The organism is Rhizobium sophoriradicis, assembly GCF_003939025.1.
Lineage (GTDB): Bacteria > Pseudomonadota > Alphaproteobacteria > Rhizobiales > Rhizobiaceae > Rhizobium > Rhizobium sophoriradicis.
In genome coordinates this window covers 56,207-82,253 of the sequence record NZ_RQIH01000017.1, presented here as the reverse complement: position 1 = coordinate 82,253, position 26,047 = coordinate 56,207, and the positions used below count along the sequence as shown (strand labels likewise).

The 26,047-nt window shown below is 62.1% G+C and carries 22 protein-coding genes; 18 read left to right on the top strand and 4 right to left on the bottom strand.

Annotated features, from left to right (window positions below; genetic code table 11):
* Positions 1-4 precede the first annotated feature (4 nt).
* Entirely contained in the window at positions 5-640 is a 636-nt protein-coding gene (locus EFR00_RS25970) for a 2,3-bisphosphoglycerate-dependent phosphoglycerate mutase (protein WP_038686149.1), read from the top strand.
* A gap of 39 nt (positions 641-679) precedes the next feature.
* Here EFR00_RS25970 and phnF read toward each other — a convergent pair whose 3' ends face one another.
* A complete protein-coding gene (gene phnF / locus EFR00_RS25965; protein WP_009989346.1) occupies positions 680-1,417 on the bottom strand; it encodes a phosphonate metabolism transcriptional regulator PhnF in 738 nt (245 codons plus the stop codon).
* Positions 1,418-1,597: 180 nt separating this feature from the next.
* Here phnF and phnG point away from each other — a divergent pair, with 180 nt between their 5' ends.
* The 14 genes from phnG (at position 1,598) to phnN (ending at position 13,699) form a co-directional block, all read left to right on the top strand.
* Positions 1,598-2,074: a phosphonate C-P lyase system protein PhnG gene (gene phnG, locus EFR00_RS25960; RefSeq protein WP_038686145.1), complete on the top strand. Its 477-nt coding sequence runs from the start codon at positions 1,598-1,600 to the stop codon at positions 2,072-2,074.
* Positions 2,074-2,682 carry a phosphonate C-P lyase system protein PhnH gene (phnH, locus tag EFR00_RS25955; protein ID WP_077995056.1) on the top strand — a complete coding sequence of 203 codons (609 nt, stop codon included), beginning with the start codon at positions 2,074-2,076 and terminating at the stop codon, positions 2,680-2,682. The genes phnG and phnH overlap by 1 nt, the downstream gene beginning before the upstream one ends.
* Before the next feature lie 4 nt (positions 2,683-2,686).
* Entirely contained in the window at positions 2,687-3,793 is a 1,107-nt protein-coding gene (locus tag EFR00_RS25950) for a carbon-phosphorus lyase complex subunit (protein ID WP_077995057.1), read from the top strand.
* Entirely contained in the window at positions 3,790-4,665 is an 876-nt protein-coding gene (locus EFR00_RS25945) for an alpha-D-ribose 1-methylphosphonate 5-phosphate C-P-lyase PhnJ (protein ID WP_077995058.1), read from the top strand. The genes EFR00_RS25950 and EFR00_RS25945 overlap by 4 nt, the downstream gene beginning before the upstream one ends.
* Complete coding sequence (phnK, locus tag EFR00_RS25940; protein WP_038686136.1) at positions 4,662-5,438, top strand: phosphonate C-P lyase system protein PhnK; 777 nt, start codon at positions 4,662-4,664, stop codon at positions 5,436-5,438. The genes EFR00_RS25945 and phnK overlap by 4 nt, the downstream gene beginning before the upstream one ends.
* 34 nt (positions 5,439-5,472) lie before the next feature.
* Positions 5,473-6,180, top strand: a complete 708-nt coding sequence (phnL, locus tag EFR00_RS25935) for a phosphonate C-P lyase system protein PhnL (RefSeq protein ID WP_077995059.1) — start codon at positions 5,473-5,475, stop codon at positions 6,178-6,180.
* A complete protein-coding gene (locus EFR00_RS25930; RefSeq protein ID WP_077995060.1) occupies positions 6,177-6,794 on the top strand; it encodes a DapH/DapD/GlmU-related protein in 618 nt (205 codons plus the stop codon). Before phnL ends, EFR00_RS25930 begins: the two co-directional genes overlap by 4 nt.
* Positions 6,795-6,913: 119 nt before the next feature.
* The gene (gene phnC, locus EFR00_RS25925) at positions 6,914-7,756 is read left to right on the top strand and encodes a phosphonate ABC transporter ATP-binding protein (protein ID WP_038686131.1); all 843 of its coding nucleotides are present in this window, start codon (positions 6,914-6,916) and stop codon (positions 7,754-7,756) included.
* Between the two features lie 70 nt (positions 7,757-7,826).
* Positions 7,827-8,738, top strand: coding sequence for a phosphonate ABC transporter substrate-binding protein (gene phnD / locus EFR00_RS25920; RefSeq protein ID WP_077995061.1), 912 nt, complete (start codon positions 7,827-7,829; stop codon positions 8,736-8,738).
* A gap of 67 nt (positions 8,739-8,805) precedes the next feature.
* Positions 8,806-9,786: a phosphonate ABC transporter, permease protein PhnE gene (gene phnE, locus EFR00_RS25915; protein ID WP_077995062.1), complete on the top strand. Its 981-nt coding sequence runs from the start codon at positions 8,806-8,808 to the stop codon at positions 9,784-9,786.
* Complete coding sequence (gene phnE / locus EFR00_RS25910; RefSeq protein WP_077995063.1) at positions 9,786-11,138, top strand: phosphonate ABC transporter, permease protein PhnE; 1,353 nt, start codon at positions 9,786-9,788, stop codon at positions 11,136-11,138. The genes phnE (EFR00_RS25915) and phnE (EFR00_RS25910) overlap by 1 nt, the downstream gene beginning before the upstream one ends.
* A 119-nt stretch (positions 11,139-11,257) precedes the next feature.
* A complete protein-coding gene (locus EFR00_RS25905) occupies positions 11,258-11,953 on the top strand; it encodes a DUF1045 domain-containing protein (protein ID WP_077995064.1) in 696 nt (231 codons plus the stop codon).
* 13 nt (positions 11,954-11,966) lie between these two features.
* On the top strand, positions 11,967-13,106 hold the full coding sequence (locus EFR00_RS25900; RefSeq protein ID WP_077995065.1) for an alpha-D-ribose 1-methylphosphonate 5-triphosphate diphosphatase: 1,140 nt from the start codon (positions 11,967-11,969) through the stop codon (positions 13,104-13,106).
* Entirely contained in the window at positions 13,103-13,699 is a 597-nt protein-coding gene (phnN, locus tag EFR00_RS25895; RefSeq protein ID WP_077995066.1) for a phosphonate metabolism protein/1,5-bisphosphokinase (PRPP-forming) PhnN, read from the top strand. The genes EFR00_RS25900 and phnN overlap by 4 nt, the downstream gene beginning before the upstream one ends.
* A 371-nt stretch (positions 13,700-14,070) precedes the next feature.
* Here phnN and EFR00_RS25890 read toward each other — a convergent pair whose 3' ends face one another.
* Together EFR00_RS25890 and polA are read right to left on the bottom strand one after the other, a co-directional pair.
* Complete coding sequence (locus tag EFR00_RS25890) at positions 14,071-16,428, bottom strand: DNA translocase FtsK (protein ID WP_077995067.1); 2,358 nt, start codon at positions 16,426-16,428, stop codon at positions 14,071-14,073.
* 170 nt (positions 16,429-16,598) lie between these two features.
* Positions 16,599-19,592: a DNA polymerase I gene (gene polA, locus EFR00_RS25885; protein WP_077995068.1), complete on the bottom strand. Its 2,994-nt coding sequence runs from the start codon at positions 19,590-19,592 to the stop codon at positions 16,599-16,601.
* Positions 19,593-20,027: 435 nt separating this feature from the next.
* On the opposite strand from polA, the gene EFR00_RS25880 reads away from it, so the two are divergent.
* Positions 20,028-20,444, top strand: coding sequence for a MarR family winged helix-turn-helix transcriptional regulator (locus tag EFR00_RS25880; protein WP_009996949.1), 417 nt, complete (start codon positions 20,028-20,030; stop codon positions 20,442-20,444).
* 155 nt (positions 20,445-20,599) lie between these two features.
* Here the strand turns inward: EFR00_RS25880 and EFR00_RS25875 are convergent, their stop codons facing one another.
* Complete coding sequence (locus tag EFR00_RS25875; protein ID WP_077995069.1) at positions 20,600-22,927, bottom strand: bifunctional diguanylate cyclase/phosphodiesterase; 2,328 nt, start codon at positions 22,925-22,927, stop codon at positions 20,600-20,602.
* 212 nt (positions 22,928-23,139) lie between these two features.
* Here EFR00_RS25875 and EFR00_RS25870 point away from each other — a divergent pair, with 212 nt between their 5' ends.
* The gene (locus EFR00_RS25870; RefSeq protein WP_077995070.1) at positions 23,140-24,528 is read left to right on the top strand and encodes a dipeptidase; all 1,389 of its coding nucleotides are present in this window, start codon (positions 23,140-23,142) and stop codon (positions 24,526-24,528) included.
* 388 nt (positions 24,529-24,916) lie between these two features.
* Entirely contained in the window at positions 24,917-25,606 is a 690-nt protein-coding gene (locus EFR00_RS25865) for an SH3 domain-containing protein (protein WP_039617237.1), read from the top strand.
* Positions 25,607-26,047 lie beyond the last annotated feature (441 nt).

The following is a 26,047-nucleotide window of genomic DNA, read 5'->3' as shown; positions in this document are numbered from 1 at the left end:
ATTCATGAGCGGAACCCTCGTCCTCGTTCGCCACGGCCAGAGCGACTGGAATCTGAAGAATCTCTTCACCGGCTGGAAGGATCCCGATCTGACCGAGCTCGGCATCCAGGAAGCCAATGCCGGCGGCGCCGCCCTCGCCGAATACGGGATCAAATTCGACGTCGCCTATACCTCGGCGCTGGTGCGCGCCCAACACACGCTGAAGCTCATCCTCGACAAGGTCGGCCAGCCCGACCTGCAGACGATCCGCGATCAGGCGCTGAACGAGCGCGACTACGGCGACCTCTCCGGGCTCAACAAGGACGATGCCCGCGCCAAATGGGGCGAGGAGCAGGTGCATATCTGGCGCCGCTCCTATGACGTTCCGCCTCCCGGCGGCGAAAGCCTGCGCGATACCGGCGCCCGCGTCTGGCCCTATTATCTCACCGACATCCTGCCCCGGGTGCTGCGCGGCGAGAAAGTGCTGGTCGCCGCGCACGGCAATTCGCTGCGTTCGCTCGTCATGGTGCTGGACAAGCTGACCAAGGAAGGCGTGCTTGCCCTCAACCTCGCGACCGGCGTTCCCATGGTTTACAAGCTGAACGCCGATTCCACCGTCGCTTCCAAGGAAGTGCTCGGAGACATGTCCGGCGCGCATTGAATCCAATGGCCTTCCCTGCACCGACAGGGAAGGCCATCCTCAGTTCTCGATCGTGAACTGCACCCGGTCGGCCGCGAACCGGCTGATCGAATATTGCACCGGCATGCCGTCGAGATCGGTATTCATCGCCTTGGCGACCAGCAGGATCGCACCGGGGGTGAGTTCGAGATCGGCCAGATCTGCCGTGTCGGCATGCGCCGCCGTCACCTCGGTGGTCGCCCGAACATAATCCGCCAATCCAAGTTCGACGAAAGCCTTGGTGATCGATTGATGTTTGCGGTAGGCCTCGCCGATCCCGGCGAAACGCTCGGCAGGAAACCAGCTCGTCGCCTTTGACACCGGCCGCTTGTCGGCCTCGCGCAGCGTTTCCAGCCGGATGACCTTTGCGCCCGGCTTCAGCCGCAGCCAGCGGGCGACCTCGGCGCTCGCCTCCTCCGTCACCTCATCGAGCAACAGGCCGCGCGTCTCGCGCGCCTGGTCGCCGATGCCGGCGGTAAAACGAGTACGCCTGGTGATCGGGAAGTTCAGCCGTTCCTTGCGCTCGATCAGCGTGCCGCGACCTTGCACCGCCCGGACGATGCCTTCCTGCGCCAAGGCTGCCAAAGCGCTGCGCACCGTATGCCGGTTGACGCCGAATTGCAGCGCCAGAACGGTTTCGGGCGGCACCATTCCGGTTTCGTCATAGGCGCCGTTGCCGATCGCCTCACGAATCCGGTCGGCAATCTGGCGCCAGAGCGCCACGCCGGTCTGCCTTTGCACCTGATTCAGTCCCGCCATTCCGTCCCCTGCCCTGCCATTTCATGCCTTCTATCGAATTCAAAGAGGTACCGCACCCTTCATACGCCTGAAAAGACGCGAGGCGCTGCGCAATGTCACACGCTTGTCACGGCATCGATTTAGGACTAGGTATAGCTTGTATAGTTGTCTATATCAATAGACATATTAAAGGAAGCGGCGATGATATCAGCGGACAGGAACGACGCTACATCACAGACGGCATCCGGGCGTAAACGCGCCGCCGATCTGCTGGCGCGGGCGGAACGGAGCGAACTCTCGGCAGCCTGGATTGCGTTGCCGCAAAAGCCTGCGGCGCATCCGGTGCGCGGACCGGAGACAGGGCTGGTGATGGTGCGCGGACGCATCGGCGGCGGCGGCGCTCCCTTCAATCTTGGCGAGGTGACGGTAACGCGCGCGACGGTCCGGCTCGACTCCGGTTCGGTCGGCCATGCGCAGGCGCTCGGCACCGACCACGAGAAGGCGCGGCTTGCGGCGATCTTCGATGCGCTCTGGCAGGAGGAAGCGACGAAGGATTTCGTCGAACGGGCGCTGCTTTTGCCGATCACTGAGCGAATCGCTGCTGCCGAACGCCGCAAGGCCGACGAGACGGCGGCGACCCGCGTCGACTTCTTCACCATGGTGCGGGGAGACAACTGATGGATTTCAACACCGAAGCCTTGACCGGCGGCTTTGCCGAGCCGGTCTTCCATGCCCAGAGCGTGTTCAAGATGCTGATGGACGGCATGGCCCGTCCCGGTACGATTGAGACCGTTCAGCCCGACGTCGCGCCGCCTGCGCCGCTCGGCATTGCCGCCGGCGCGATCGCGCTGACGCTTTGCGACCACGACACGCCGGTCTGGCTTTCCCAGGGGCTGGCGAAATCCGCCGTGCCGGATTGGCTCGGCTTCCACGCCGGCGCGCCGCTGACCACGGAGAAGGCCGAGGCACGCTTCGCCTTCACCGAAGCCGGTGCCGCGCTCTGCCCCTTCGGCCTCTTCGCCTCAGGCACGCAGGAATATCCCGACCGCTCGACGACCCTCATCATCGAACTTTCCGACCTCGAGGGTGGGCGCCGGCTGGCGCTGATCGGACCCGGCATCCAGAGCGTGACCGAGATCGCTCCTGTCGGCCTGCCGGAGACCTTTCTGCGGCTCTGGGCCGAGAACCGCGCGCTCTTCCCGCGCGGCATCGATATCGTGCTGACCTCGGGCGAGCGCTTCCTCTGCCTGCCGCGCACCACCAAGATCACAGCAACGGAGATCTGAGCTCATGTATGTTGCCGTCAAGGGTGGCGAGGCCGCCATCGCCAATGCCCACCGCCTGCTTGCCGACCGCCGCCGCGGCGACCGTTCGCTGCCGGCGATCGGCATCGACCAGATCGTCGCGCAGCTGGCACTCGCCGTCGACCGTGTGATGGCCGAGGCCTCGCTTTTCGACCGCACGCTCGCAGGCCTCGCCATCCGCCAGTCGCGCGGCGACATGATCGAGGCGATCTTCCTGCTGCGCGCCTATCGCACGACGCTGCCGCGCTTCGGTTATTCCAAGCCGCTCGACACGGCTAATATGACGATCGAACGCCGTATCTCGGCCACCTACAAGGATCTGCCGGGCGGCCAGCTTCTCGGACCGACCTTCGATTATACCCATCGCCTGCTCGATCCCTCGCTGCTTACCGACGAGACGGTCGAGGGGCCCGCCCTGCGTACAGCCGAAACCGGCCGCGTCATGCGCGTCTCCGAAATCCTCGACGAGGAAGGGTTGATCGAGGCCGACGGCGATATGCCGGAGGATCACGAAGTCGGCGACCTTACGCGCGAGCCGATGGAATTTCCGATGAGCCGCGACCTTCGCCTGCAGGCGCTCGCCCGCGGCGATGAGGGTTTCCTGCTGGCGCTCGGTTATTCCACCCAGCGCGGTTACGGCCGCAATCACCCCTTCACCGGCGAGATCCGGATCGGCGAGGTCGAGGTGGAATTCGAGGTGCCGGAGCTCGGTTTCGCCGTTTCGCTCGGCACGATCCAGGTCACCGAATGCCAGATGGTCAACCAGTTCAAGGGTTCGGCCAAGGCGCCGCCGCAATTTACCCGCGGTTACGGCCTGGTCTTCGGCCAGAGCGAGCGCAAAGCGATGGCGATGTCGCTGGTCGATCGCGCATTGCGTGCCGAAGAACTCGGCGAGGATATCACCGCGCCCGCCCAGGACGAGGAATTCGTCATCTCCCATTCCGACAACGTCCAGGCGACCGGCTTCGTCGAACATCTGAAGCTTCCGCATTATGTGGACTTCCAGGCCGAACTCGATCTCGTTCGCCGCATGCGAAGCGAATTCGAAGCCGCCCGCAACAGGGGCGAAGATTTGAAGGAAGCCGCCGAATGAGCGATCTTGCCAGCTACAACTTCGCCTATCTGGATGAACAGACGAAGCGGATGATCCGCCGCGCCATCCTGAAGGCCATCGCCATTCCCGGCTACCAGGTGCCGTTTGCCTCGCGCGAAATGCCGATGCCCTACGGCTGGGGCACCGGCGGCGTGCAGGTGACGGCCTCGATCATCGGCCCCGACGACGTGCTGAAGGTCATCGACCAAGGCGCCGACGACACCACCAACGCCGTCTCCATCCGCGCCTTCTTCCAGAAGGTCGCCAATGTGGCGGTGACGACGCATACAGGCGAGGCGACGATCATCCAGACGCGCCACCGCATTCCCGAGGAAAAGCTCAAGGCCGGCCAAGTGCTCGTCTACCAGGTGCCGATCCCCGAACCGCTGCGCTTCCTCGAGCCGCGTGAAACCGAGACGCGCAAGATGCATGCGCTGGAAGAATACGGTCTCATGCACGTGAAGCTCTACGAGGATATCGCCCGCAACGGCCGCATCGCCACGACCTATGCCTATCCGGTCAAGGTTTACGGCCGCTACGTCATGGATCCCTCACCGACGCCCAAATTCGATAATCCCAAGATGCATAAGTCGGAAGCGCTGCAGCTTTTCGGCGCCGGCCGCGAAAAGCGCATCTATGCCGTGCCGCCCTATACCGACGTCGTCAGCCTTGATTTCGAGGACCATCCCTTCGAAATCCAGCGCTTCGGCAAGCCCTGCGCGCTTTGTGGCGCCGAGGATGTCTATCTGGACGAGGTGATCCTCGACGACAAAGGCGGGCGCATGTTCGTCTGCTCCGATACCGATCATTGCGAAGATCGCCGGGCACACGGACATGCCGGCGAAATGCTGGCCCGGGAGGCTGCAGAATGACCGATACGCCGCTTCTCAAAGTCAACGACCTGTCGAAGTTCTATGGCAACCGCATCGGCTGCCGCAATGTGTCCTTCGAGCTCTGGCCCGGCGAAGTGCTCGCCATTGTCGGCGAATCCGGCTCGGGCAAGACGACGCTGCTGAACTGCATCTCTACCCGGCTGATGCCGACCAGCGGCAGTGTCGAATACCACATGCGCGACGGCACCTATCGCGACCTCTACCATATGAACGAGGCCGAGCGCCGTTTCCTGATGCGCACCGACTGGGGTTTCGTGCACCAGAACCCGGCCGATGGCCTGCGCATGACGGTTTCCGCCGGCGCCAATGTCGGCGAACGCCTCATGGCGATCGGCGACCGGCATTACGGCAAGATCCGCTCCACCGCTATCGACTGGCTGGAACGCGTCGAGATCGACGCCGACCGCATCGACGACCAGCCGCGCGCCTTTTCCGGCGGAATGCGGCAGCGATTGCAGATCGCCCGCAATCTCGTCACCGGCCCACGCCTCGTCTTCATGGACGAGCCCACAGGCGGCCTCGACGTCTCGGTGCAGGCGCGTTTGCTCGATCTCGTTCGCGGCCTCGTCAACGATCTCGGCCTCTCGGCCATCATCGTCACCCACGATCTCGCCGTCGCCCGGCTTCTGTCGCACCGCATGATGGTGATGAAGGACGGCTACGTCATCGAACACGGGCTCACCGACCGGGTGCTCGACGATCCGCGCGAACCCTACACGCAACTGCTCGTTTCCTCGATCCTGCAGGTCTGAGCGCCGCTGCAGGTCCAAAACCAGGGAAGACATCATGCCAACGCCCCTCGTCGTTTCCGAAGTCTCGAAGAGCTTCACCATGCATCTGCGCGACGGCATCCGGCTGCCCGTCGTCTCCGATGTCGCCTTCTCGGTCGCTTCAGGAGAATGCGTCGTGCTCGGCGGCCCGTCGGGCATCGGAAAGAGCTCGCTGCTGAAGATGATCTACGGCAATTATGCGGTCGACACCGGTCAGATTCTCATCCGCCACGACGGCCGCGTCGTCGATCTCGCCGCCGCCGATCCGCGCACCGTGCTCAATGTGCGGCGCAATACGCTTGGCTATGTCAGCCAGTTCCTGCGCACCGTGCCGCGCGTCGCGGCAATCGACGTGGTGGCGGAACCGCTAGTGGCGCGTGGCGAGGAAGCCCGTGCAGCACGAGAGAAGGCGGGCGCCCTGCTCGCCAAGCTCAACCTGCCGGAAGCGCTCTGGCAGCTTCCGCCCGCTACCTTCTCCGGCGGCGAACAGCAGCGCGTCAACATTGCCCGCGGCTTCATCACCGACCATACAATCCTGCTGCTCGATGAACCCACCGCCTCGCTCGATGCCCGCAACCGAGCCGTCGTCGTCGGCATGATTTCGGAAAAGAAGCAGGCGGGCGTCGCCCTTCTCGGCATCTTTCACGATGAGGAAGTGCGCGAGGCCGTCGCCGACCGCATCCTCGACGTCCAGCAGTTTTCTCCCAGAAAGATTGCCGCATGAGCCGCAGGCTTGGCATTGAACCCTATGTCCACGAGACCGCGTCCGTCAGCGATTCCAGCTTCGGGCGCTATACGGAGGTTTCGGAGCGCTGCCGCATCAGCGAGGCGACCTTCGGCGACTATTCCTACATCATGCAGGACGGCTCCGTCTGGTGCGCGACGATCGGCAAGTTCGTCAATATCGCCGCCGCCGTGCGCATCAACGCCACCAACCATCCGACCTGGCGCGCGACGCTGCATCATTTCACCTATCGCGCCGCCGATTACTGGCCGGACGGTGACATGGAGGAGGACTTCTTCGCCTGGCGGCGCGCAAACCGGGTGACGATCGGCAACGACGTCTGGATCGGCCATGGGGCGACGATCCTGCCTGGCGTCAGCGTCGGCAACGGCGCGGTGATCGGCGCCGGCGCCGTCGTCTCGAAGAACGTCGCGGCTTACTCGATCGTTGGCGGCGTGCCGGCTAATATAATCCGCGAGCGCTTTCCGAAAGAGGTCGGCGAGCGCATGGACAGGCTTGCATGGTGGGACTGGGAGCACGACCGTTTGCGCCTGGCCTTGCAGGATTTTCGCAACCTAAGCGCGGAAGATTTCCTAGCGCGCTACGGGGGCTAGAAGCGGTCTTCGCAACGCCGAGAATTGTGACGCCACTTACACAAATATGACACGCGACGTTCATGAAGCGGGACTAATGCGATGCTCATCAACGCCTGGAATACAAGGGGAAGAGCATGATGTTCGAGCTGAAGGATGTCACCCGTCGTTTCGGAAACAAGCTCGCCGTTGATGCCGTGACACTAACCATTCCCCAGGGCCAGATGGTCGGCATCATCGGGCGCTCCGGTGCCGGCAAGTCTACGCTGCTCCGCATGATCAACCGCCTGCAGGAACCAAGCTCCGGTTCCATTCGTTTCGCCGGAGTCGAAGTCTCTGGGCTTCGTGGCCAAGGCTTGCGCAACTGGCAGCGCGACTGTGCGATGATCTTCCAGCAGTTCAACCTGGTGCCCCGCCTCGATGTGCTGACCAATGTCATGCTCGGCCGGCTCAATCACCGCTCGACGCTTCTCAGCCTGCTCAACGTCTTCACGCGCGAGGAGCGCGTGCATGCGATCGCGGCGCTCGAGCGCCTCGGCATCGAGCAGACGGCGCTGCAGGCGGCCGGTACACTCTCCGGCGGCCAGCAGCAGCGTGTGGCGATCGCCCGCGCGCTGATGCAGAACCCGAAGATGGTGCTTGCCGACGAGCCGATCGCCTCGCTCGATCCGCTGAACGCCAAGATCGTCATGGATGCGCTGCGCGACATCAATGAGCGCGAGGGCATCACCGTCATCACCAACCTGCACACACTCGATACCGCCCGCAACTATTGTGAGCGCATCGTCGGCATGGCCGGCGGCCGCGTCGTCTTCGACGGTAAGCCGTCAGAGCTGACCGGGGAGGCCGTTAAGGAAATATACGGGACTGACAAGGACGGCGCCGGCATCGACGAAACCATGACGTCGACCAGCCTTGAATCCACGCGCCGCGCCGAGACCCCATCCTCCGGCATGATGGCCAAAACAGCCGCCATGCATTGATCCGTGTCCGGCCGACGGGACAACGGCCGGAGAACCAACTGACGAGCCACGTCACAACAGGGAGACTTCTATGTCTGCATTCCGCAAGATTTTGATGGCAACCATCGCCGTAGCCGCCCTCGCCGGCAATGCCGCCGCTCAGGAGGTCAAAGTCCTCCGCATCGGTCTCGATGGCGGTGAAAACGAAGCCGACCAGGTTCGTCGCACCGAGTGCGTCAAGCCGGGCCTGATCGCCGCCACCGGCGTTTCCGAAGTGCAGCTCTTCCCGTCGCCGAACTACAACGGCGTCATCCAGGGCCTGCTCGGCGGCACGATCGATCTCGCCGTCATGGGCGCCGCCTCTTACGCCGCGGTCTATATCAAGGATCCGAACGCCGTCACCCCGGTTCTCACCACCAAGCAGGCGGACGGTTCGACCGGCTACTACTCGATCATGGTTGCCCGCAAGGATTCCGGCATCAAGACGCTGGCGGACGCGAAGGGCAAGAAGCTCGGCTTCGCCGATCCGGACTCTACCTCCGGCTACCTTGTTCCTAACGTTGCCCTTCCGAAGGACACCGGCGCTCCAGTCAAGCAGTACTTCTCTGAAACAGGCTTCGGCGGCGGCCACGAGAACCTCGTTCTCGGCGTTCTCGACAAGAAGTTCGACGTCGGTACCACCTTCGGTTCCGGTCAGGGCGATTGGGCGCAGGGTTACACATCCGGCAACCTGCACCAGATGGTCACCAAGGGCCTGCTCGACATGGACGATATCGTCGAAGTCTGGAAGTCGCCCCTTATCCCGAACGGTCCGCTGATGGTTTCCCAGAAGCTGCCGGCCGACCTGCAGAAGAAGGTTACCGCCTACTTCGCCGAACTGCCGAAGAAGGACAAGAGCTGCTTCGAATCGTTCACCGGCGGCGGCTACGTTGACTGGGCGCCGGTCGACCAGAGCTTCTACCAGACGATCATCGACGCCCGTAAGGCGGTCATCGGCGGCTGATCCTCAGCCTGAACAGTCTTGCGGCGGCATCATGATGGTGCCGCCGTTTTCAAGAAGGAAGCCATAGATGGCGCACTCGGCCGGCGCGGATTCTCTCAGCGGATTGCAGGAGAGCTCCCGCACCATCCTCGATCATTATCAGAGCCAAGTCCGAACGCGACGCATCTATACCGTCGTTTCGATCGTGGTGTTCCTAATCATCCTCGGCGCCTCGCTCGACTTCGCCAACAGTGTCAATTCGGGCAAGTTCTTCGAGCGCCTGCCCTATTTCTTCGATTTCATGAAGAGCTTTGTACCGGACAGCCCGCTGGAGATCTTCCGCGCCATGTTCGACTTGCCGTCGCCCTACTCCGACGGTTCGATAAAATACGACTACACAAGCGACCGCGTCTGGATCACCGACAATTTCTACATCCCGAATTTCTTCTACCAGCTCGCGATCACGCTCAACATCGCCATCGTCTCCACCATATTGGGCGCCAGCGGTGCGTTCCTGCTCTGCTTTTTCGCGTCCACCAATCTGGTCGGTGCGGGTGTGACGCGCTGGATTGTCCGGCGCATCATGGAGATCATGCGCGCCTTCCCGGAAATCGTCATCGCCGGTCTTCTCGCGGCGATCCTGTCGATCGGTCCGATCTCGGCGATCATCGCGGTGTGGTTCCACACTATCGGCGCGCTCGGAAAGCTGTTCTTCGAAGTCGTCGAGAATGCTGACATGAAGCCGGATGAAGGCCTGCGCGCCGTCGGCGCCGGCTGGCTGAAGCGTGTACGTTTTGCCATCCTGCCGCAGGTCCTGCCGAACTTCGTCTCCTACACGTTGCTGCGCACCGAGATAAATGTGCGTGCCTCGACCATTATCGGCGCGGTTGGCGGCGGCGGCATAGGTGAAGTCTTCAGCCTTTCGATTGGCCGCGACCATGCCGCCAAGACTTACGCAATCATCATCCTGCTGCTGATTACGGTCATTTGCGTCGACCAGTTTTCTGCTTGGCTGCGCCGACGGCTGATCGGCCAGCAGTCCTTCGAATTTGGCCGGGGAGCGGCGTGATGACCTCGGGCCTGAGCATGAACGCTGTCGAACGCAACCGCCTGTTGGCCGCCTATCCGGACGTCTTCCATCGCAGTTTCATGCAGCGCTGGGGCCTCCTTGTCGTTTCGGCGGCAGTCCTCGTTTACCTTGCCTTCTGCTTCGCCTTCTTCAACGTCATTCCCACGTTCGTCAACGGCAACTGGGATCGCGCGGCGATCTATGTTCAGGACTGGTATTCCTGGCGTGCCCAGCCGCGCCTCCGTTTCCAGAACGATCAGGTCGTCCCGCAATGGACAAGCCGCCGCCAGTATCCGGAAGGCGCCGACATCTACTGGCTGAAGCCTAGTGCCGATGGAAGCAGATACACCGTCACCTTCGGCAGCGACGGCGACCGCCTGGAGGTGAGCCCGACCCGCGTGGACGTCTATATCGACGGCAAGCTCTATCCCGTCACCATCACCCGCGACCGTGCTTCCCTGCCTGCCGACGCGCCGGTCCAGATGCAGCAGGACGACAACAAGGTGAATGTCTATTACGGTTTTTCCGGACAGGCAGAAATCCGCACCAGCCAGGTCTACGTGCAGCGCCGTTTTCTCGGCTGGGCGAACTTTTTCTTCGATACGCAATCGCCCTTCTGGGGCCGCAGCCTGCCCGAGGTTGTCGGCCTGATGTTCTCCGGCGCACGACTGGATGCAAATCAATCCAACGCCTCGCTGGCCTTAGACAACTTCCTCAACAACGCGAGCTGGCAGCACGGCGACATCCTGTCGAAACTGATGCAGACACTCGTCATGGCCTTTGTCGGCACATTATTCGGCACGCTGGTTGCTTTCCCGCTCGCCTTCATCGCCGCACGCAACATCATGCGCAACCGCGCCGTGAACTGGGCCACGAAGCGCCTCTTCGATTTCCTGCGCTCGATCGATATGCTGATCTGGGCGTTGTTCTTCACCCGTGCCTTCGGTCCGGGGCCGCTTCCCGGGATCGCGGCGATTTTCTTCACCGATACCGGCGCGCTCGGAAAAGTCTATGCCGAAGCCCTCGAGAACATCGACGACAAGCAGCGTGAGGGCGTGAAATCGGTCGGTGCGGCGCCAGTTGCCGTTCAACGTTTCGGCGTCGTCCCACAAGTCCTGCCGGTCTTCATCTCGCAATCTCTTTATTTCTGGGAGTCGAATACCCGTTCGGCAACCGTGATCGGGGCCGTCGGTGCGGGCGGCATTGGCCTGAAGTTGCTGGAGTCCATGAAGACCAATTCGGACTGGGACAAAGTCGCCTATATGGTGCTTCTGATACTCCTGGTAGTCTTCGCCTTCGACAATCTGTCGAATGCGCTGCGCTCGCGCGTGATGGGGAAAAAGAACCACTGACAAGCTGCCGCCATCATCATTCTGTCACGGAATTCTTTTAGCCGGGGAGCCTGCTTGCGGTTCGCCGCCAAATCACTGCACATTGCGCTCCCCGTTTCGACGATCCCCAGGACAAAGCCTTGCGCTACGCTCTCTATTTCTCGCCGCCGAAGGATGATCCCCTGACCGGCGCGGCCTCGCTCTGGCTCGGCCGCGACGCCTTTACCGGCGAAACCTATCCTGCCCCGGCCTATGAGCAGCTCGGCCAGGCAGAGCAGTTCGAACTGACCGCCGATCCACGCCGCTATGGCTTCCATGCGACGATCAAGGCGCCGTTTGCGCTTGCCGCCTCCGTCACCGAAAAGGACCTCATGGCCTTTGCCGAGGATTTTGCCGCGCGCACGCCGGCCTTCGAGATTCCCGAACTCGTGCTCGGCCAGCTCGGCCGTTTTTTTGCCCTCGTCCCCGGTTCTCTTCATCAACCTCTTCAGGATTTCGCCGCGAAGGTGGTAAGGTCTTTCGAACCGTTTCGCGCGGCACTTTCGGAAGCCGATATCATCAGGCGCAACCCGGAGAAGCTCAGCGACAGCCAGCGCGTCAATCTGCAGCGCTGGGGTTATCCCTACGTCATGGAGGATTTCGGCTTCCACATGACGCTGAGCGGGCAAGTGCCCGAGACCCGCGCCGCGGTAATGAAAACGATTCTGGCCGAGCGTTTTTCCGGTTTTACCGGCCGGCCGCTGTCGATTTCCGGCCTTGCCGTCTTCGTCGAGGAGACGCGCGGCGCCCCGTTCAAAGTTCATTCCTGGTTGCCGCTTTCCGGCGCCAAAAGCTGAAAGACCTGACGAGATGAGCAAAGAGACTGTGTTTTCCAATGCCCGCATCGTTCTCGAGGATGACGTCCTCGCCGGATCGATCCTCATCCGCGACGGAAAGATCGCCGATATTTCCGAAGGAAACTCGGTAGCCGGCGAAGATTTCGAAGGGGACTTCATCATTCCGGGGCTCGTCGAGCTACACACCGACCATCTCGAAGGGCATTATCAGCCGCGTCCCGGCATTCGCTGGAACAAGACCGCCGCGGTCCAGGCGCATGACGCCCAGATCGTTACATCCGGCATCACCACGGTGTTCGATTGCCTGCGCATGGGTGCGGACGAGGACGGCGGCTTCGAACTTGGCGAGATGCGCGACATGGCCGACGCCATTCAGTCGGCGGAGAGGGAGGGCCGGCTGCGCGCCGAGCACCTTCTGCACCTGCGCTGCGAGGTCTCGGCCGACAATGTGCTCGCACATTTCGCGGATTTCGAGGAGGATCCGCATGTGCGGCTCGTCTCGCTGATGGATCATGCGCCCGGCCAGCGGCAGTTCCAGACGATGGATCAATATATCTTCTACTACCAAAAGAAGCGGGGCTTGAGCGACGAGGTCTTCGCCCGTTTCGTCGCCAAGCGGCAGGCGGAATCGGCGCGCAACTCGACCCCGCACCGCAACGCCATCGCCAAGGTCTGCGCCGAACGCGGCATCACGGTGGCAAGCCATGACGACGCCACACTCGCCCATGTCGACGAGGCGATCGACAACGGCGTGCGGCTCGCCGAATTCCCGACCAGCTTCGATGCCGCCCGCGCCTCGCACGAGCACGGCATGAGCGTGCTGATGGGGGCGCCCAACATCGTTCGCGGCAAATCCCATTCCGGCAACATCGCCGCCCGCGACCTCGCCGAAATGGGCGTGCTCGATGTGCTGTCCTCCGACTACGTGCCGCTCAGCCTGCTGCACGCGCCCTTCATCCTCGCCGACGAGGTCGAGAGCATCACGCTGCCGAAGGCGATCGCCATGGTGACGTCGACGCCCGCCCGCACCGTCAGCCTCGACGATCGCGGACGGATCGCGACCGGGCTGCGCGCCGATCTCGTCCGCGTCCACCGTTCGCATGGCGTGCCGGTGACACGCTCCGTCTGGCGCCAGGGACGCCGTGTCGCATGAGCCCGCACCAACCCCATCCCGGTGCCGGCGCCGAACGCGGCATCATGGTCGTCGTCGTCGGGCCGAGTGGCGCCGGCAAGGACACGCTGATGAACCTTGCCGCCCGGCATTTCGCCGGCCGCGCTGACATTCACTTCACCCGCCGCGTCATTACCCGCCACCGCGGCGCCGGCGGCGAGGATCATCTTTCCGTCTCCCTCGAAGGGTTTGCCGCCATGGAGCAGTCGGGCTCCTTTGCCGTCTGGTGGGAAGCCCATGGTCTGAAATACGGCATTCCGGCCGAAGTCTCGGTGGCGCTGTCGAGGGGCCATATCGTTGTCGCCAACGGCTCGCGCTCCGCGCTGCATCGCTTCCAGGCCGCCTTCCCGCGGCTGAAGGTCATCAACGTCACCGCCAGCGCCGAGGTGCTCGCCGGCCGGCTGGAGGCGCGTGGGCGCGAGACGCATGAGGATATCATGGCGAGACTCGCCCGCGGGCCGCTGACGGTGCGCGGCGACTACGATGTGACGGAGCTCGACAATAGCGGTTCCATCGAAGCGGCCGAGCAGAAGATGATCGCGATCCTCGACGGACTGCTGGCGGACGTTCAGTAGACGAACGACAGCAGAAATTTGCGATGCCGCAGGCCCTCGCTGTCCGAACCGGATAAATAGGCAACTGATCAGGCCAGCGGCAGGAATTGCACGTCCGGCAAGCGACGTGATGTACCGCGAAGAGAGGTCCTCGGCGCGCTGGATCTCTGTGACAAGCACAGAGATGAGGGAGGAGAGGTAGAGCCTCCCATCCACTGTCGCGGGACGGAACAGCTTTTGCCATTAGAAATCTTGGCGGAAGCGCTTACCCACCCACCCTCATCTCTGTGCTTGTCACAGAGATCCAGCCACGGCGCGTCCGCGCCGTGAATGACTCATCTGAAGAAGTTGCCTATCTTTCAATTGAACAATCGGAACAGGCGACTTGGCGACTATTCCCCGTCGCCTCGTCCCGAAACGATCTCGCGCTTGCCGACATGATTGGCCGGGCCGACCAGGCCTTCCTTTTCCATGCGTTCGACCAATGAGGCGGCGCGGTTATAGCCGATGCCGAGGCGGCGCTGGATGTAGGAGGTCGAGCACTTCTTGTCGCGCATGACGACCTTGACGGCCTGCTCGTAGAGCTCGTTGCCGTCCTCGGAGGCCATGGCGCTCTTGTCGAACACGGCGCCGGCCTCTTCCTCTTCCGGCTCTTCCTCTTCGTCGGCGGTGACGGTGTTGAGATATTCGGGACGCCCTTGCGTTTTCAGATGGGCAACGACCTTTTCGACCTCGGCATCCGAAACAAACGGACCGTGCACGCGGGCAATCCTGCCGCCGCCCTGCATGTGCAGCATGTCGCCCTGGCCGAGCAGCTGCTCGGCGCCCTGTTCGCCGAGAATGGTGCGGCTGTCGATCTTCGAGGTGACCTGGAAGGAGATGCGGGTCGGGAAGTTCGCCTTGATCGTGCCGGTGATGACGTCGACCGACGGGCGCTGCGTCGCCATGATCAGGTGAATACCGGCCGCACGCGCCATCTGCGCCAGACGCTGAATCGCGCCTTCGATCTCCTTGCCGGCGACCATCATCAGGTCGGCCATTTCGTCGACGATGACCACGATATAGGGCATCGGCGCGAGATCCAGCTCCTGCTGCTCCTCGACCGGCGCGCCGGTTCCCCTGTCGAAACCGGTCTGGACCATGATATGGATGGTCTCGCCCTTTTCGCGCGCCTGGGAGACGCGGCCATTATAGCCGTCGATGTTGCGGACGCCGAGGCGCGACATCTTGCGATAACGCTCCTCCATCTCGCGCACCGCCCATTTCAGCGCCATGACCGCCTTCTTCGGGTCGGTGACGACCGGCGTCAGCAGATGCGGGATGCCATCATAGACGGAGAGTTCGAGCATCTTCGGATCGACCATGATCAGCCGGCACTGTTCCGGCGTCATGCGATAGAGCAGCGACAGGATCATCGTGTTGATGGCGACTGATTTGCCCGAGCCGGTGGTGCCGGCGACAAGCAGATGCGGCATCTTGGCAAGCTCGGCGATCACGGGCTCGCCACCGATGGTCTTGCCGAGGCCGAGCGCCAGCTTATAGCCGCTCTTGTCGAAATCCTGGCTCTCGATCATCTCGCGGAAATAGACTGTTTCACGGGTGACATTCGGCAGTTCGATCCCGATGACGTTGCGGCCGGGAACGACGGCGACGCGGGCCGAAAGCGCCGACATCGAGCGGGCGATATCGTCGGCAAGGCCGATGACGCGCGATGACTTCACGCCGGGCGCCGGCTCGAATTCATAGAGGGTGACGACCGGGCCGGGGCGGACATGAATGATCTCGCCCTTGATGCCGAAATCTTCCAGTACGCTTTCCAGAAGGCCGGCATTCTGCTCCAGCGTCTCCTGCGACATGATCTCGCCAAGCCGTTCCGGCGGCTCCTGCAACAGGGCGCGCGGCGGGAATTCATAGCCTGATGCATCGACCTTTTCCGGTCGTGCCATCAGGCGCGGCGACGGCAGAACTGCGGCGACAGGCGGCGTTGGCCGAGGCGCCGGGACTGCCTGGGGCAACGGTGTAGCCTGGGGCAACGGTGCAGCCTGCGGCATTGGCGCGGTCTGGGGTGCCTGGGGCACGCCTCTCGGCGCCAGCACGATCGGCTCCGGAGCACGAACCGGCTTTTCCAGGGATATCGCGGCCGGCTGCCGCAGAGCTGCCGATGCGGGTCTTGCGGCCGGCGGCTGGATCGGGCGCGTTGCCGCGGGAGCTGGTTTCGGCGCGCCCGGACGCCATTCCATGACGCGGAACAGGGAGGTGATTGATTCGGGCGTGGTCTCGATCTTCGGAACAACAATCGGGTGGGTGCGGACCGGCTCGCCTTCTTCGAAGGCCATGACTTCCCAGAAGGCGAAATCGGAAATCGAAGACAGTTCGGACGCAGCGCGCAAGGCAGGCGCCTCCGCCCGGCCGGCGGCCGGCTGCGGCATCTCGATCATCGGGGCCGGGGCTGCGGCAAGCTCGCTCGGCTCCGGCAGATAGATGTCGAAAGGCACATCGACGGCGACCGGTTCTATCCGTATCGGTTGCTGCTCGAGCTGCGATTCGTCGCGAACGGGCTCGTTCGACGGACGGCGCCGGCTGATCAGCGTTTCCGGGGTGCGGGTGAAGCGAACATTCGGCGCGAGCGAGAAGTTGCTCTGCCAGATCGGCGCCGCCGGCTTTTCGCCGGGATTTTCCTCCGCAAGCTCGGTTTCAAGCCCGCTGGAAAAATCTGCGGCATCCGTCAAATTGGTTCTGGGAAAACGCATGCGTCCGCTACTCACTCATGCCTGACAAATTACGACCCTACCGGGATAGAAAAGGAAGGTTAATAAGTTCCTTCCAGCCGCATCGTTCCGGTACGCCCTGCAGAGACAAACCGTTGCCATTTCAATGAGTTGCGTGAACCGGAAAAATCTTTTTGGTTTTGGGGAGGCGGTTAATGCGCCTCATCCCAATTGGTGGCGGCGCGCGCATCGACGCGCAGCGGCACGCGCATTTCGAGCGCCGGCATGGTGGCGTTTTCCATGACCGAGACGATGATCGGCATGGCCTTGTCGACATCCTCATCTTCGACTTCGAAGATGAGTTCGTCGTGCACCTGCAGGAGCATGCGGACACGCTCGGCAAGACCGGCTTCAACAAGCGCCGGCTCCATCTTGATCATCGCCCGGCGGATGACGTCGGCGGCCGAGCCCTGGATCGGCGCGTTGATCGCGGCCCGCTCGTTGAAGGCGCGCACCGACGGATTGGAAGAACGGATTTCGGGATAGTTGATTCGCCGGCCGAAAATCGTCTCGACGTAACCCTTGTCGCGCGCCATGGCCTTGCGGCTTTCCATATAATCGCGGATGCCGGGGAAACGCTCGAAATATTTCTTGATATAGTCGCCGGCTTCCGACCGCTCGATCGAAAGCTGATTGGCGAGCCCGAAGGCCGAGATGCCGTAGATGATGCCGAAATTGATCGCCTTGGCGCGGCGGCGAACTTCGCCCGGCATGCCTTCGACCGGCACCCCGAACATTTCCGACGCGGTCATGGCATGGATGTCGACGCCATCCTCGAAGGCCTTGGTCAGCTGCGGGATCTCGGCCACATGGGCAAGCACACGCAGTTCGATCTGGCTGTAATCGGCGGAAATCAGCTTGTGGCCCGGTGTCGAGATGAAGGCGGTGCGGATCTTGCGGCCTTCAGCGGTGCGCACCGGAATATTCTGCAGGTTCGGCTCGGAGGAAGACAGCCGCCCTGTCGTCGTCGATGCCAGCGAGTAGGAGGTGTGGACCCGCTTGGTCTCCGGATGCACATAGCCTGGAAGCGCGTCGGTATAGGTCGATTTCAGCTTGGTGAGCTGACGCCAGTCGACGATCTTGCGCGGCAGTTCGAACCCGGCGGCGGCGAGATCCTCGAGCACCGAGGCGGAGGTCGACCATTGCCCGGTCTTCGTCTTGCTGCCGCCGGCAAGACCCATCTTGCCGAACAGAATATCGCCCAGCTGCTTCGGCGAACCGATATTGAAACGCTCGCCGGCCAGCGTATAGATTTCGTCCTCCAGCCGCGCCGCACCCTGGGCCAGTTCGCCGGACAGGCGCGACAGGATCTGCCGGTCTACGGTGACGCCGCGCGCTTCCATGCGGGCGAGCACGGGCAACAGCGGCCGCTCCAGCCGTTCATAGACGCTGGTCAGCCCTGCCGCCGCCAGCCGCGGCTTCAGCACCAGCCAGAGGCGCAGCGTCACATCGGCGTCTTCGGCGGCGTAATGGGTGGCGCGGTCGATATCGACCAGATCGAAGGTGACGTTCGCCTTGCCGCTGCCCGCCACGTCCTTGTAGGGGATCGGCGTGTGACCGAGGAATTTTTCCGAAAGCGGATCCATGCCATGAGCGCCGGTGCCGGCGTCGAGCACGTAGGAAATCAGCATCGTGTCGTCGAAACTCTTCGTCTCGATGCCGTAGCGCTTCAACAGCAGATAGTCGTATTTCAGGTTCTGGGCGACCTTCAGAACCGATTCGTCTTCAAGTAATGCCTTCAGGCGCGGCAGAGCATCGCGCATCGGGATCTGGTTTTCGGCAAGGCCGCCGCCGAGCAGATCACCGACACCATTTTTGTGGGCAAGCGGCACATAGGCGGCGCGGATCTTCGTGCCGGTGGGATCGGCGACATTGTCGGCGATCGCCATCGCAAATCCGACAAGCTCCGCCTGCATCGCATCCAGTGACGTGGTCTCGGTATCGAAAGCGACGAGGCCGGTGTCGCGCGCATCGGCGATCCATCGGTCGAGTGCCGCCAGATCGCGGATCGTTTCATAGGTCGAATGGTCAAAGGGCAGCGTGGCAAACGCTTCAGCCCGCGCCTTGGCAAGATCGGCAGGCGAAAAGGTACCTTCGACGCCAGCCTTCGCACGCGCCGGCACGGACACGGATTGCCCTGAGACGTCGGGAATGCCGCCGGCAACCGGCTCCGGCTCGGCCGCATCGAGATCGGGACCACGGGCAGCCGCGCCCCATTCGATAGGAACGACCGCCGGTTCGATGGCGCTCGCATCGCAATCACAGACTTCGGCGACGCGGCGCGTCAACGAAGTGAATTCCATCGTCTTGAGAAAGCCGATCAGCTTCGGACCGTTCTGCGGCTCCAGTACCAGCGCGTCGAGATCGAGATCGAGCGGCACGTCGGTGCGCAGCCGCACGAGTTCGCGCGAGAGCCTGGCCATCTCGATATTGGCCAGGATCGTCTCGCGGCGCTTGACCTGCTTGATCTCGGTGGCGCGTTCGAGCAGCGTGTCGAGATCGCCGTATTCCTCAAGCAGCTGGGCGGCGGTTTTCGGGCCGATGCCGGGAATGCCGGGCACATTGTCGACGGAATCGCCGGTCATCGCCTGCAGGTCGATCATCTTTTCCGGCGACACGCCCCATTTCTCGACGACGTCGGGAATGCCTATCTGCTTGTCCTTCATGCTGTCATACATGTGGACATTTGCTGTGACGAGCTGCATCAGATCCTTGTCGGAGGAAACGATCGTGACGTCGGCGCCTGCCGCCTCGGCCTGGCGGGCATAGGTGGCGATGATGTCGTCAGCCTCGAAGCCTTCGGTCTCGATGCAGGGCAGGTTGAAGGCGCGGGTCGCCTCGCGGATGAGGCCGAATTGCGGGATGAGCTCTTCGGGCGGGGCCGAACGGTTCGCCTTGTAAGCGTCGTAGAGAACCTTGCGAAAGGTCTTGGCGGAATAATCGAAGATGACGGCGAGATGGGTCGGTGTTACCCCGACATCGGTGTTGCGCGCATCCCGCAAGAGCTTCCACAGCATGTTGCAGAAACCGGAAACGGCGCCCACCGGCAGGCCGTCCGATTTGCGCGTCAGCGGCGGTAATGCATGAAACGCCCGGAAGATGAAACCGGAACCATCGACTAGGAAGAGGTGATCGCCTTTTTTCATGCGTGCATGGATAGCGCGGGCACGGAACGAGGTCCATATAAAGTTCGGCGCGCCAAGAGATTATGGGTCGGGTTCCAGGAAATATGCAGAAGGGATTCCTGCTCACCAAACTGTTACCGATTTGTAACGTGGCGTGACCCTTGAAAAACCACATTCGCAGTTACAAATCCATGTCACCGGCGCTTGATCGTGCCGCGGGTCTGATTACCGGCTTGTCCCCCGCCGCATCAGGCTTGGACAAAGGCCTTATCCCCCTCTCCGGGCCTTTGTCCCCATTTTAAAGTCGCCATGGCCAACCTCCAGGTCATGGCGACTTTTGTTTTTCCAGCCGCGAAATGATGGCGGAGCCTGCATTTTTTGGAGCGTCCTGTGCGATTTGCTGCATTGTCTCCGGCATGGTTTTGAGCCTAACTTGCAATCATGGGATTTAACCGCATGGATTCGGGAGCTTACCTTGCCAGCCAGCTGGCGAAGGGTTTTGCCCGCTCGCTGCACCGGCGCGCGGTCGGGCTCGGTTTTTCCCCCGGTCAGTTTCCCATTCTGCTGGAGCTCTGGGGCGAAGACGGCCTGACCCAGAAACAGCTGCTCGAGCGGGTCGATATCGAGCAGGCGACCATGGCCAATACGCTGTCGCGCATGGTCCGCGACGGGCTGATTGAACGCCGGCCGCATCCATCCGACAAGCGGGCGCAGCTGATCTTCCTGACGCCGCGGGCGCGTGCCATGGAAGCCGAGGCGATCGAAAGCGCGCGCGAGGCCGACCTCGCGCTGTTCAAGGGCTTTCGGACTTTCGAGCGCGAACTGACGCTCGAATATATCCGCCGGCTGCTGGAAAACGCCAAGGCGCTCTGAGCGGCATTACTCGCCAGGGTGGGTCGCCGCCACGGTATCGACGGATCGTCCATTTAAAGCGAGTCGCATCGAATTTGATTCATGCGACGCGCTTTAGCCTTTTGTTTTTATGCATGTCGCGTCCCGGACCGCTGCACGCCTCCGAGCGACATGCATTAGGCTGTCGAGGACAGGCGGCTTTCGCGGGCAGCGAGCTTGGTACTCGGCTCGACATCCGGTCTGCCGAGCAAAAACCCCTGTACCTGCGCACAGCCTTCTTCGACGACGATCTGACGCTGTGTCTCGGTTTCGACGCCCTCCGTCACGACAGGCATGCCGAGACTGTGACCGAGGCCGATGATCGCGCGCACGATCGAACGCGCCGCCGCGTCATGGTCCAGCATTCCGGTGAAGCTGCGGTCGACCTTGATCTTGTCGAAAGGGAAGGTTCGCAGGTTGGAAAGCGAGGAAAAACCGGTGCCGAAGTCATCCATGACGATGTGAACACCCAGACTGCGCAGGCGCTGCAGCGTGGCCATCACGCGGTCGCGATCACGGATGAGAGCGGCCTCGGTGATCTCGATTTCCAGCCGGCCGGGCGCAAGCCCGGTTTCCTTGAGGATCGCCTCGATCCGCTCGCAAAGGTTCGGCAGCATGAACTGCACCGGCGAAACGTTGACGGCGATCCTCAGTGGATCCGGCCAGCGCGCGGCCTCTTTGCAGGCCTGCTGCAGCACCCACTCACCGAGCTGAACGATCGACCCGCTTTCCTCGGCGATCGGAATAAAGATATCCGGCTCGCTCAAGCCGTGGCCCGGCCGGTTCCAGCGCATCAAGGCCTCGTAACCGCTGATCTCGCCGCTCTGTGCATCGAGAACCGGCTGATAGCTGACATGGATCTGATTGCGGGTGACGGCGTGGCGCAGTTCGCTTTCGATCTGGCGGCGGGCTCGCGTGGCCTTGTCCATTTCCGCATTGAAGAAACAGGCCTTGCCGCGACCATCGTGCTTGACCCGATAGAGTGCGATATCGGCGCTGTTGCAGATCTCGTCTGCATTGCTTCCGTCGGTCGGATAAAGAGCGATGCCGAGGCTGACGCCGACGGCGGTTGGGTCGCGCGCCATATCCATTTCGGCGGCGAATTCGTCGAGGATCGCGGCTGCGAGCTTCTGCGCGGCCGCCGGTTGCTGTCCGGCCGACTGAATGATGGCAAATTCATCGCCGCCGAGACGGGCGATCGTATCGCGTTCATCGGCCACACGACGCAGGATTGCGGCGACTTTGCAAAGAATGCGGTCGCCCTCAGCGTGGCCGAAAATATCGTTGACGGTCTTGAAGCGATCGAGATCGATATAGAAAAGGGCAACCTCGCTGTTCTTTCCCTTGGCCATCTGCAGCGCCTGGCGGATGCGCTTGTCGAACATCGACCGGTTTGGAAGGTCGGTGAGAACATCGTGATGGGCTAGGTGTTCAATCATCTCCTCAGCCTGCCGGCGCTCGGTAAGATCGCGCACCGCCAGCACGTCGCAGTTGTGGCCACGATAGACGATCCTGCTCGTGTTGACTTCGACGGCGATCTCCCGGCCGTTCCTGGTGTTGAGCAGCGTCTCGCCGTTCTGTCCCTGGACGGCGGTTAAGACCACGGAGGGCGCCTTGCCCGAGAGATCGGCAAGCTTCCAGCCGGAAAGGCCCTGAAAGCGTTCGTTGGTATCGATAATTCTGCCGTCGCGCAGGATCAGCAATCCTTCCTGCGATGCATTTGCGAGTCCCCGCAGGTCCGTCATGTGGCTTTCGACAAAAACAACGGCAATCGCGATCAGAATGAGAGCTGTGGCCGCCACCACGACGATCGCGGCCAGCAGGCTGGTATCCAGCACCGTTGCCGGAACCTCTTTGCCGGGATCCGGCACGAGCGTGATGCTGGCCATCGAAATGAAGTGGAGTGCGCAGATCGCGAGGACGAAGGCAATCGAGGAGGTGAGGAGCCGTCTCAGTCCCTTCAATTGGAAGAAGGCGTGGAAGGCAGTGCTCGACAGCAGCGCTCCCGCAAGCACGGCAGTTACGGTCATATACGGATCGTAGAGGATTTCCGCCTGTGTTTCGATCGCCTGCATGCCGGTCAAGTGCATCGAGGCGATGCCGAGCGCCATCAGGACGCCGCCTTGGATGCGCGAAAACCTGCCCCGGCCTTGCGAAGCGACGAGGATTGCCGCCCACGAGGCGACCACCGACAAGCAGAAGGAAAGCGCCGTCAGGCCCAGCTGGTAGCTGATCGGCATGCCGCCGTCATAGGCCAGCATCGCGATGAAATGGGTTGCCCATACGCCGGTGCCGAAGGCGAAAGCCGACGCGCCGATCCAAAGCTTGCGGCGTCCGGCATCGCATTCCTGGGCGCGGGAAAGCGGCAGCATCGCTGCCATCGCGCCGATCAGGCAGACCGCGGCCGCCGCGAGCACCAGCCGCCAATCGTGATAGTCGCGAATACAAGTAATGACCGAAAACATCTCGCCCCTCGTACAGCTGAATTCGGTCACGTTAGTTTGGTTGTGCTAAATAACTGTAAATTGAATTAGGATGTTCTTCTATACATCTAGCAAATCTTCCCGACGCTGATCCAGATCTGCTCACCTCCGCCGCGCCCAGTTTTGCTTTTTCCGCCTCGCTTGCCCTGCTGGTTTGGTCTATCGTCCGGCCAAATTTCAAAAAGGAGTCGAAAATGACGGATGTACAACAGGTGCTTGCACGCGCGGATCAGAACCTTTCCTCGAGTCTCGAAAAGCTGTTCGAGCTTCTGCGCATCCAGTCGATTTCCACCGATCCCGCCTTCAAGGCGGAATGCCGCAAAGCGGCCGAATGGCTGGTCGCCTATCTCCAGGGAATCGGCTTTTCCGCTTCGGTGCGTGACACGCCCGGCCATCCGATGGTGGTCGCCCACCATGTCGGGGCATCCGCCGACGCGCCCCATGTTCTGTTCTACGGCCATTACGACGTGCAGCCCGTCGATCCGATCGAGCTCTGGGAAAACGATCCCTTCGAGCCGTCGATCAAGGATATTGGCGAGGGCCGCAAGATCCTGACCGGCCGCGGCACATCCGACGACAAGGGCCAGCTGATGACCTTCGTCGAAGCCTGCCGCGCCTATAAGGAGATCAACGGCTCGCTTCCCTGCCGCATCACCATTCTCTTCGAAGGCGAGGAAGAATCGGGCTCGCCGTCGCTGAAACCTTTCCTCGAAGCCAACGCCGCCGAGCTGAAGGCCGATTATGCGCTTGTCTGCGATACCGGCATGTGGGACCGCGACACGCCGGCCATCGCCGCGGCGCTGCGCGGCCTCGTCGGCGAGGAAGTGGTCGTGACGGCCGCCGACCGCGACCTGCATTCCGGTCTGTTCGGAGGGGCTGCAGCAAATCCGATTCATATTCTCGTCGAGGCGCTTGCCGGCCTGCGCGACGAGTCCGGCCGCATCACGCTTGACGGTTTCTATGACGGCGTCGAGGAGACACCCGACAACATCAAGGCGTCATGGGAAACGCTCGGCAAGAGCGCGGAAAAATTCCTCGGCGAAGTCGGCCTTTCCATTCCCTCCGGCGAGAAGGGCCGGTCGGTGCTGGAGCTGACCTGGGCGCGGCCGACCGCCGAAATCAACGGTATCTGGGGCGGATATACCGGCGAAGGCTTCAAGACGGTGATCGCCGCCAAGGCTTCGGCAAAGGTTTCGTTCCGGCTCGTCGGTACCCAGGATCCGACCGCCATCCGCGAGGCCTTCCGCAACTATGTCAGGTCGAAAATTCCGGCCGATTGCTCGGTCGAATTCCATCCGCATGGCGGCTCGCCGGCGATTCATCTCTCCTATGACTCGCCGCTGCTGACCAAGGCAAAGACCGCCCTTTCCGACGAATGGCCGAAACCCGCCATCGTCATCGGCATGGGCGGCTCGATCCCGATCGTCGGCGATTTCCAGAAGATGCTCGGCATGGAATCGCTGCTCGTCGGCTTCGGCCTCAGCGACGACCGCATCCATTCGCCGAACGAAAAATACGAGCTTGTCTCCTATCACAAGGGCATCCGCTCCTGGGTGCGGATTCTTCAGGCCCTTGCCGCCTGAGAGAGACTGGCGCGTCTGACGCAGCACGAAAAATCGCGACAACAAAAAGGCCGGTTCAAACCGGCCTTTCGTTATCCGCTCGTCTCAGTGCCAGTTCATCCGTGGTCAAGAAGCAAGCGGTATTGCCATGAGACTGCCTTCGAAAGGTTAACGAGCGGTTAACGACACCTGCACAAGCATTTCCGCATCGAGAACGCCATATCGCATCACAAAATCCCCCTCGTTCAAGCTGCGTTCATCGCGAAGTCAGTATAACCTTTTGAAAGACAAGGAAAATGGTGACGCCCTAACAAATGCCGGCGATCGCTCTATCTTTGCGCATATGGCATATGCCGCAAACAAGCGCAGCCAAGCGCTGCCGAAAACACGCCAACCAGGAGTGAGAAGCGTGAAAAACCTCATCGTCAAGATCGCCGCGGCCGCGCTGCTTGTGCTGGCTCCGGCAATAGTACAGGCCGCCGAGGGCTACTCGACGGCGAATGTCAACATGCGTGCGGGACCAAGCACGCGCTATCCCGCCGTCGCAGTCATCCCCGCCGGCTCTTCGGTCGAAATCCGTGGATGTCTTTCCAACGTCAACTGGTGCGACGTCGAATTCTACGGCGGCCGCGGCTGGGTTTCCGGCCAGTATGTGCAGGCCGTCTACCAGCAACGCCGTGTCTATGTCGGTCCGCAATATTACCGTCCGCTGGGCATTCCGATGGTTACCTTCAGCGTCGGCAATTATTGGGACCGCTACTACCGCGGCCGCGATTTCTATCGCGAGCGTGACCGCTGGAGCCGCGGCCCGGACTACTATTACCGCGACCGCGACTACCGGGACCGGGATTACCGGCCGCGGGAGTATCGGGATCGGGATTACCAGGCCCGCGAGTACCGGGATCGTGACCGCGACCGGCGCGACGACGCCCGCAGGGAGGAACGCCGCAGAGAGGTCCGCAGGGATGATGACAACAGGAGTTCGAATTTCCGTGATCTGCCGCAGTTCAGGGGCGGAAAGGCCGATACCTACAACCGCCCGGATCCCAGGGCTTCGCCCTTTGTCTGCCGTCCGGGCGATCCGTCCTGCGACAACTGAAATATCGAGGGCGGCAGCAATGCCGCCCTCTCTGCATAGACGGGTCCAATGCGACAGCAGTGCCAGAAAAAAAGCCCGGCGCTCCTTGGGGGGATGCACCGGGCCTGATGTCGATCGGCCGCGTTGAGGGGAGACGGCCGATCTAGGCGGGACGTGAGGGGGTGTCCCGCTGCTCAATAAACAATCGTCGAGCCTATTGGTTCCACCCTGCGCATAATTCCTTAAATCAGAAATCGCATTTGATCGATGCAACGCGTCGTTGGTATTTGTGCATGCCGGGTGTGGCCGCAAGGGCGATCCGAAACGGGCGCGATCTGCCGGCCTCAGCGCGAGTGACGAAGGCAGCGCGGCAGCGGCTACGTTGGTCCGCGCGAGGTTATAGGCAATTTGCTGTGAGTATAGCCTGCCGCTCTTGTTTTGCCGGGTTGCTTATAGCAATTT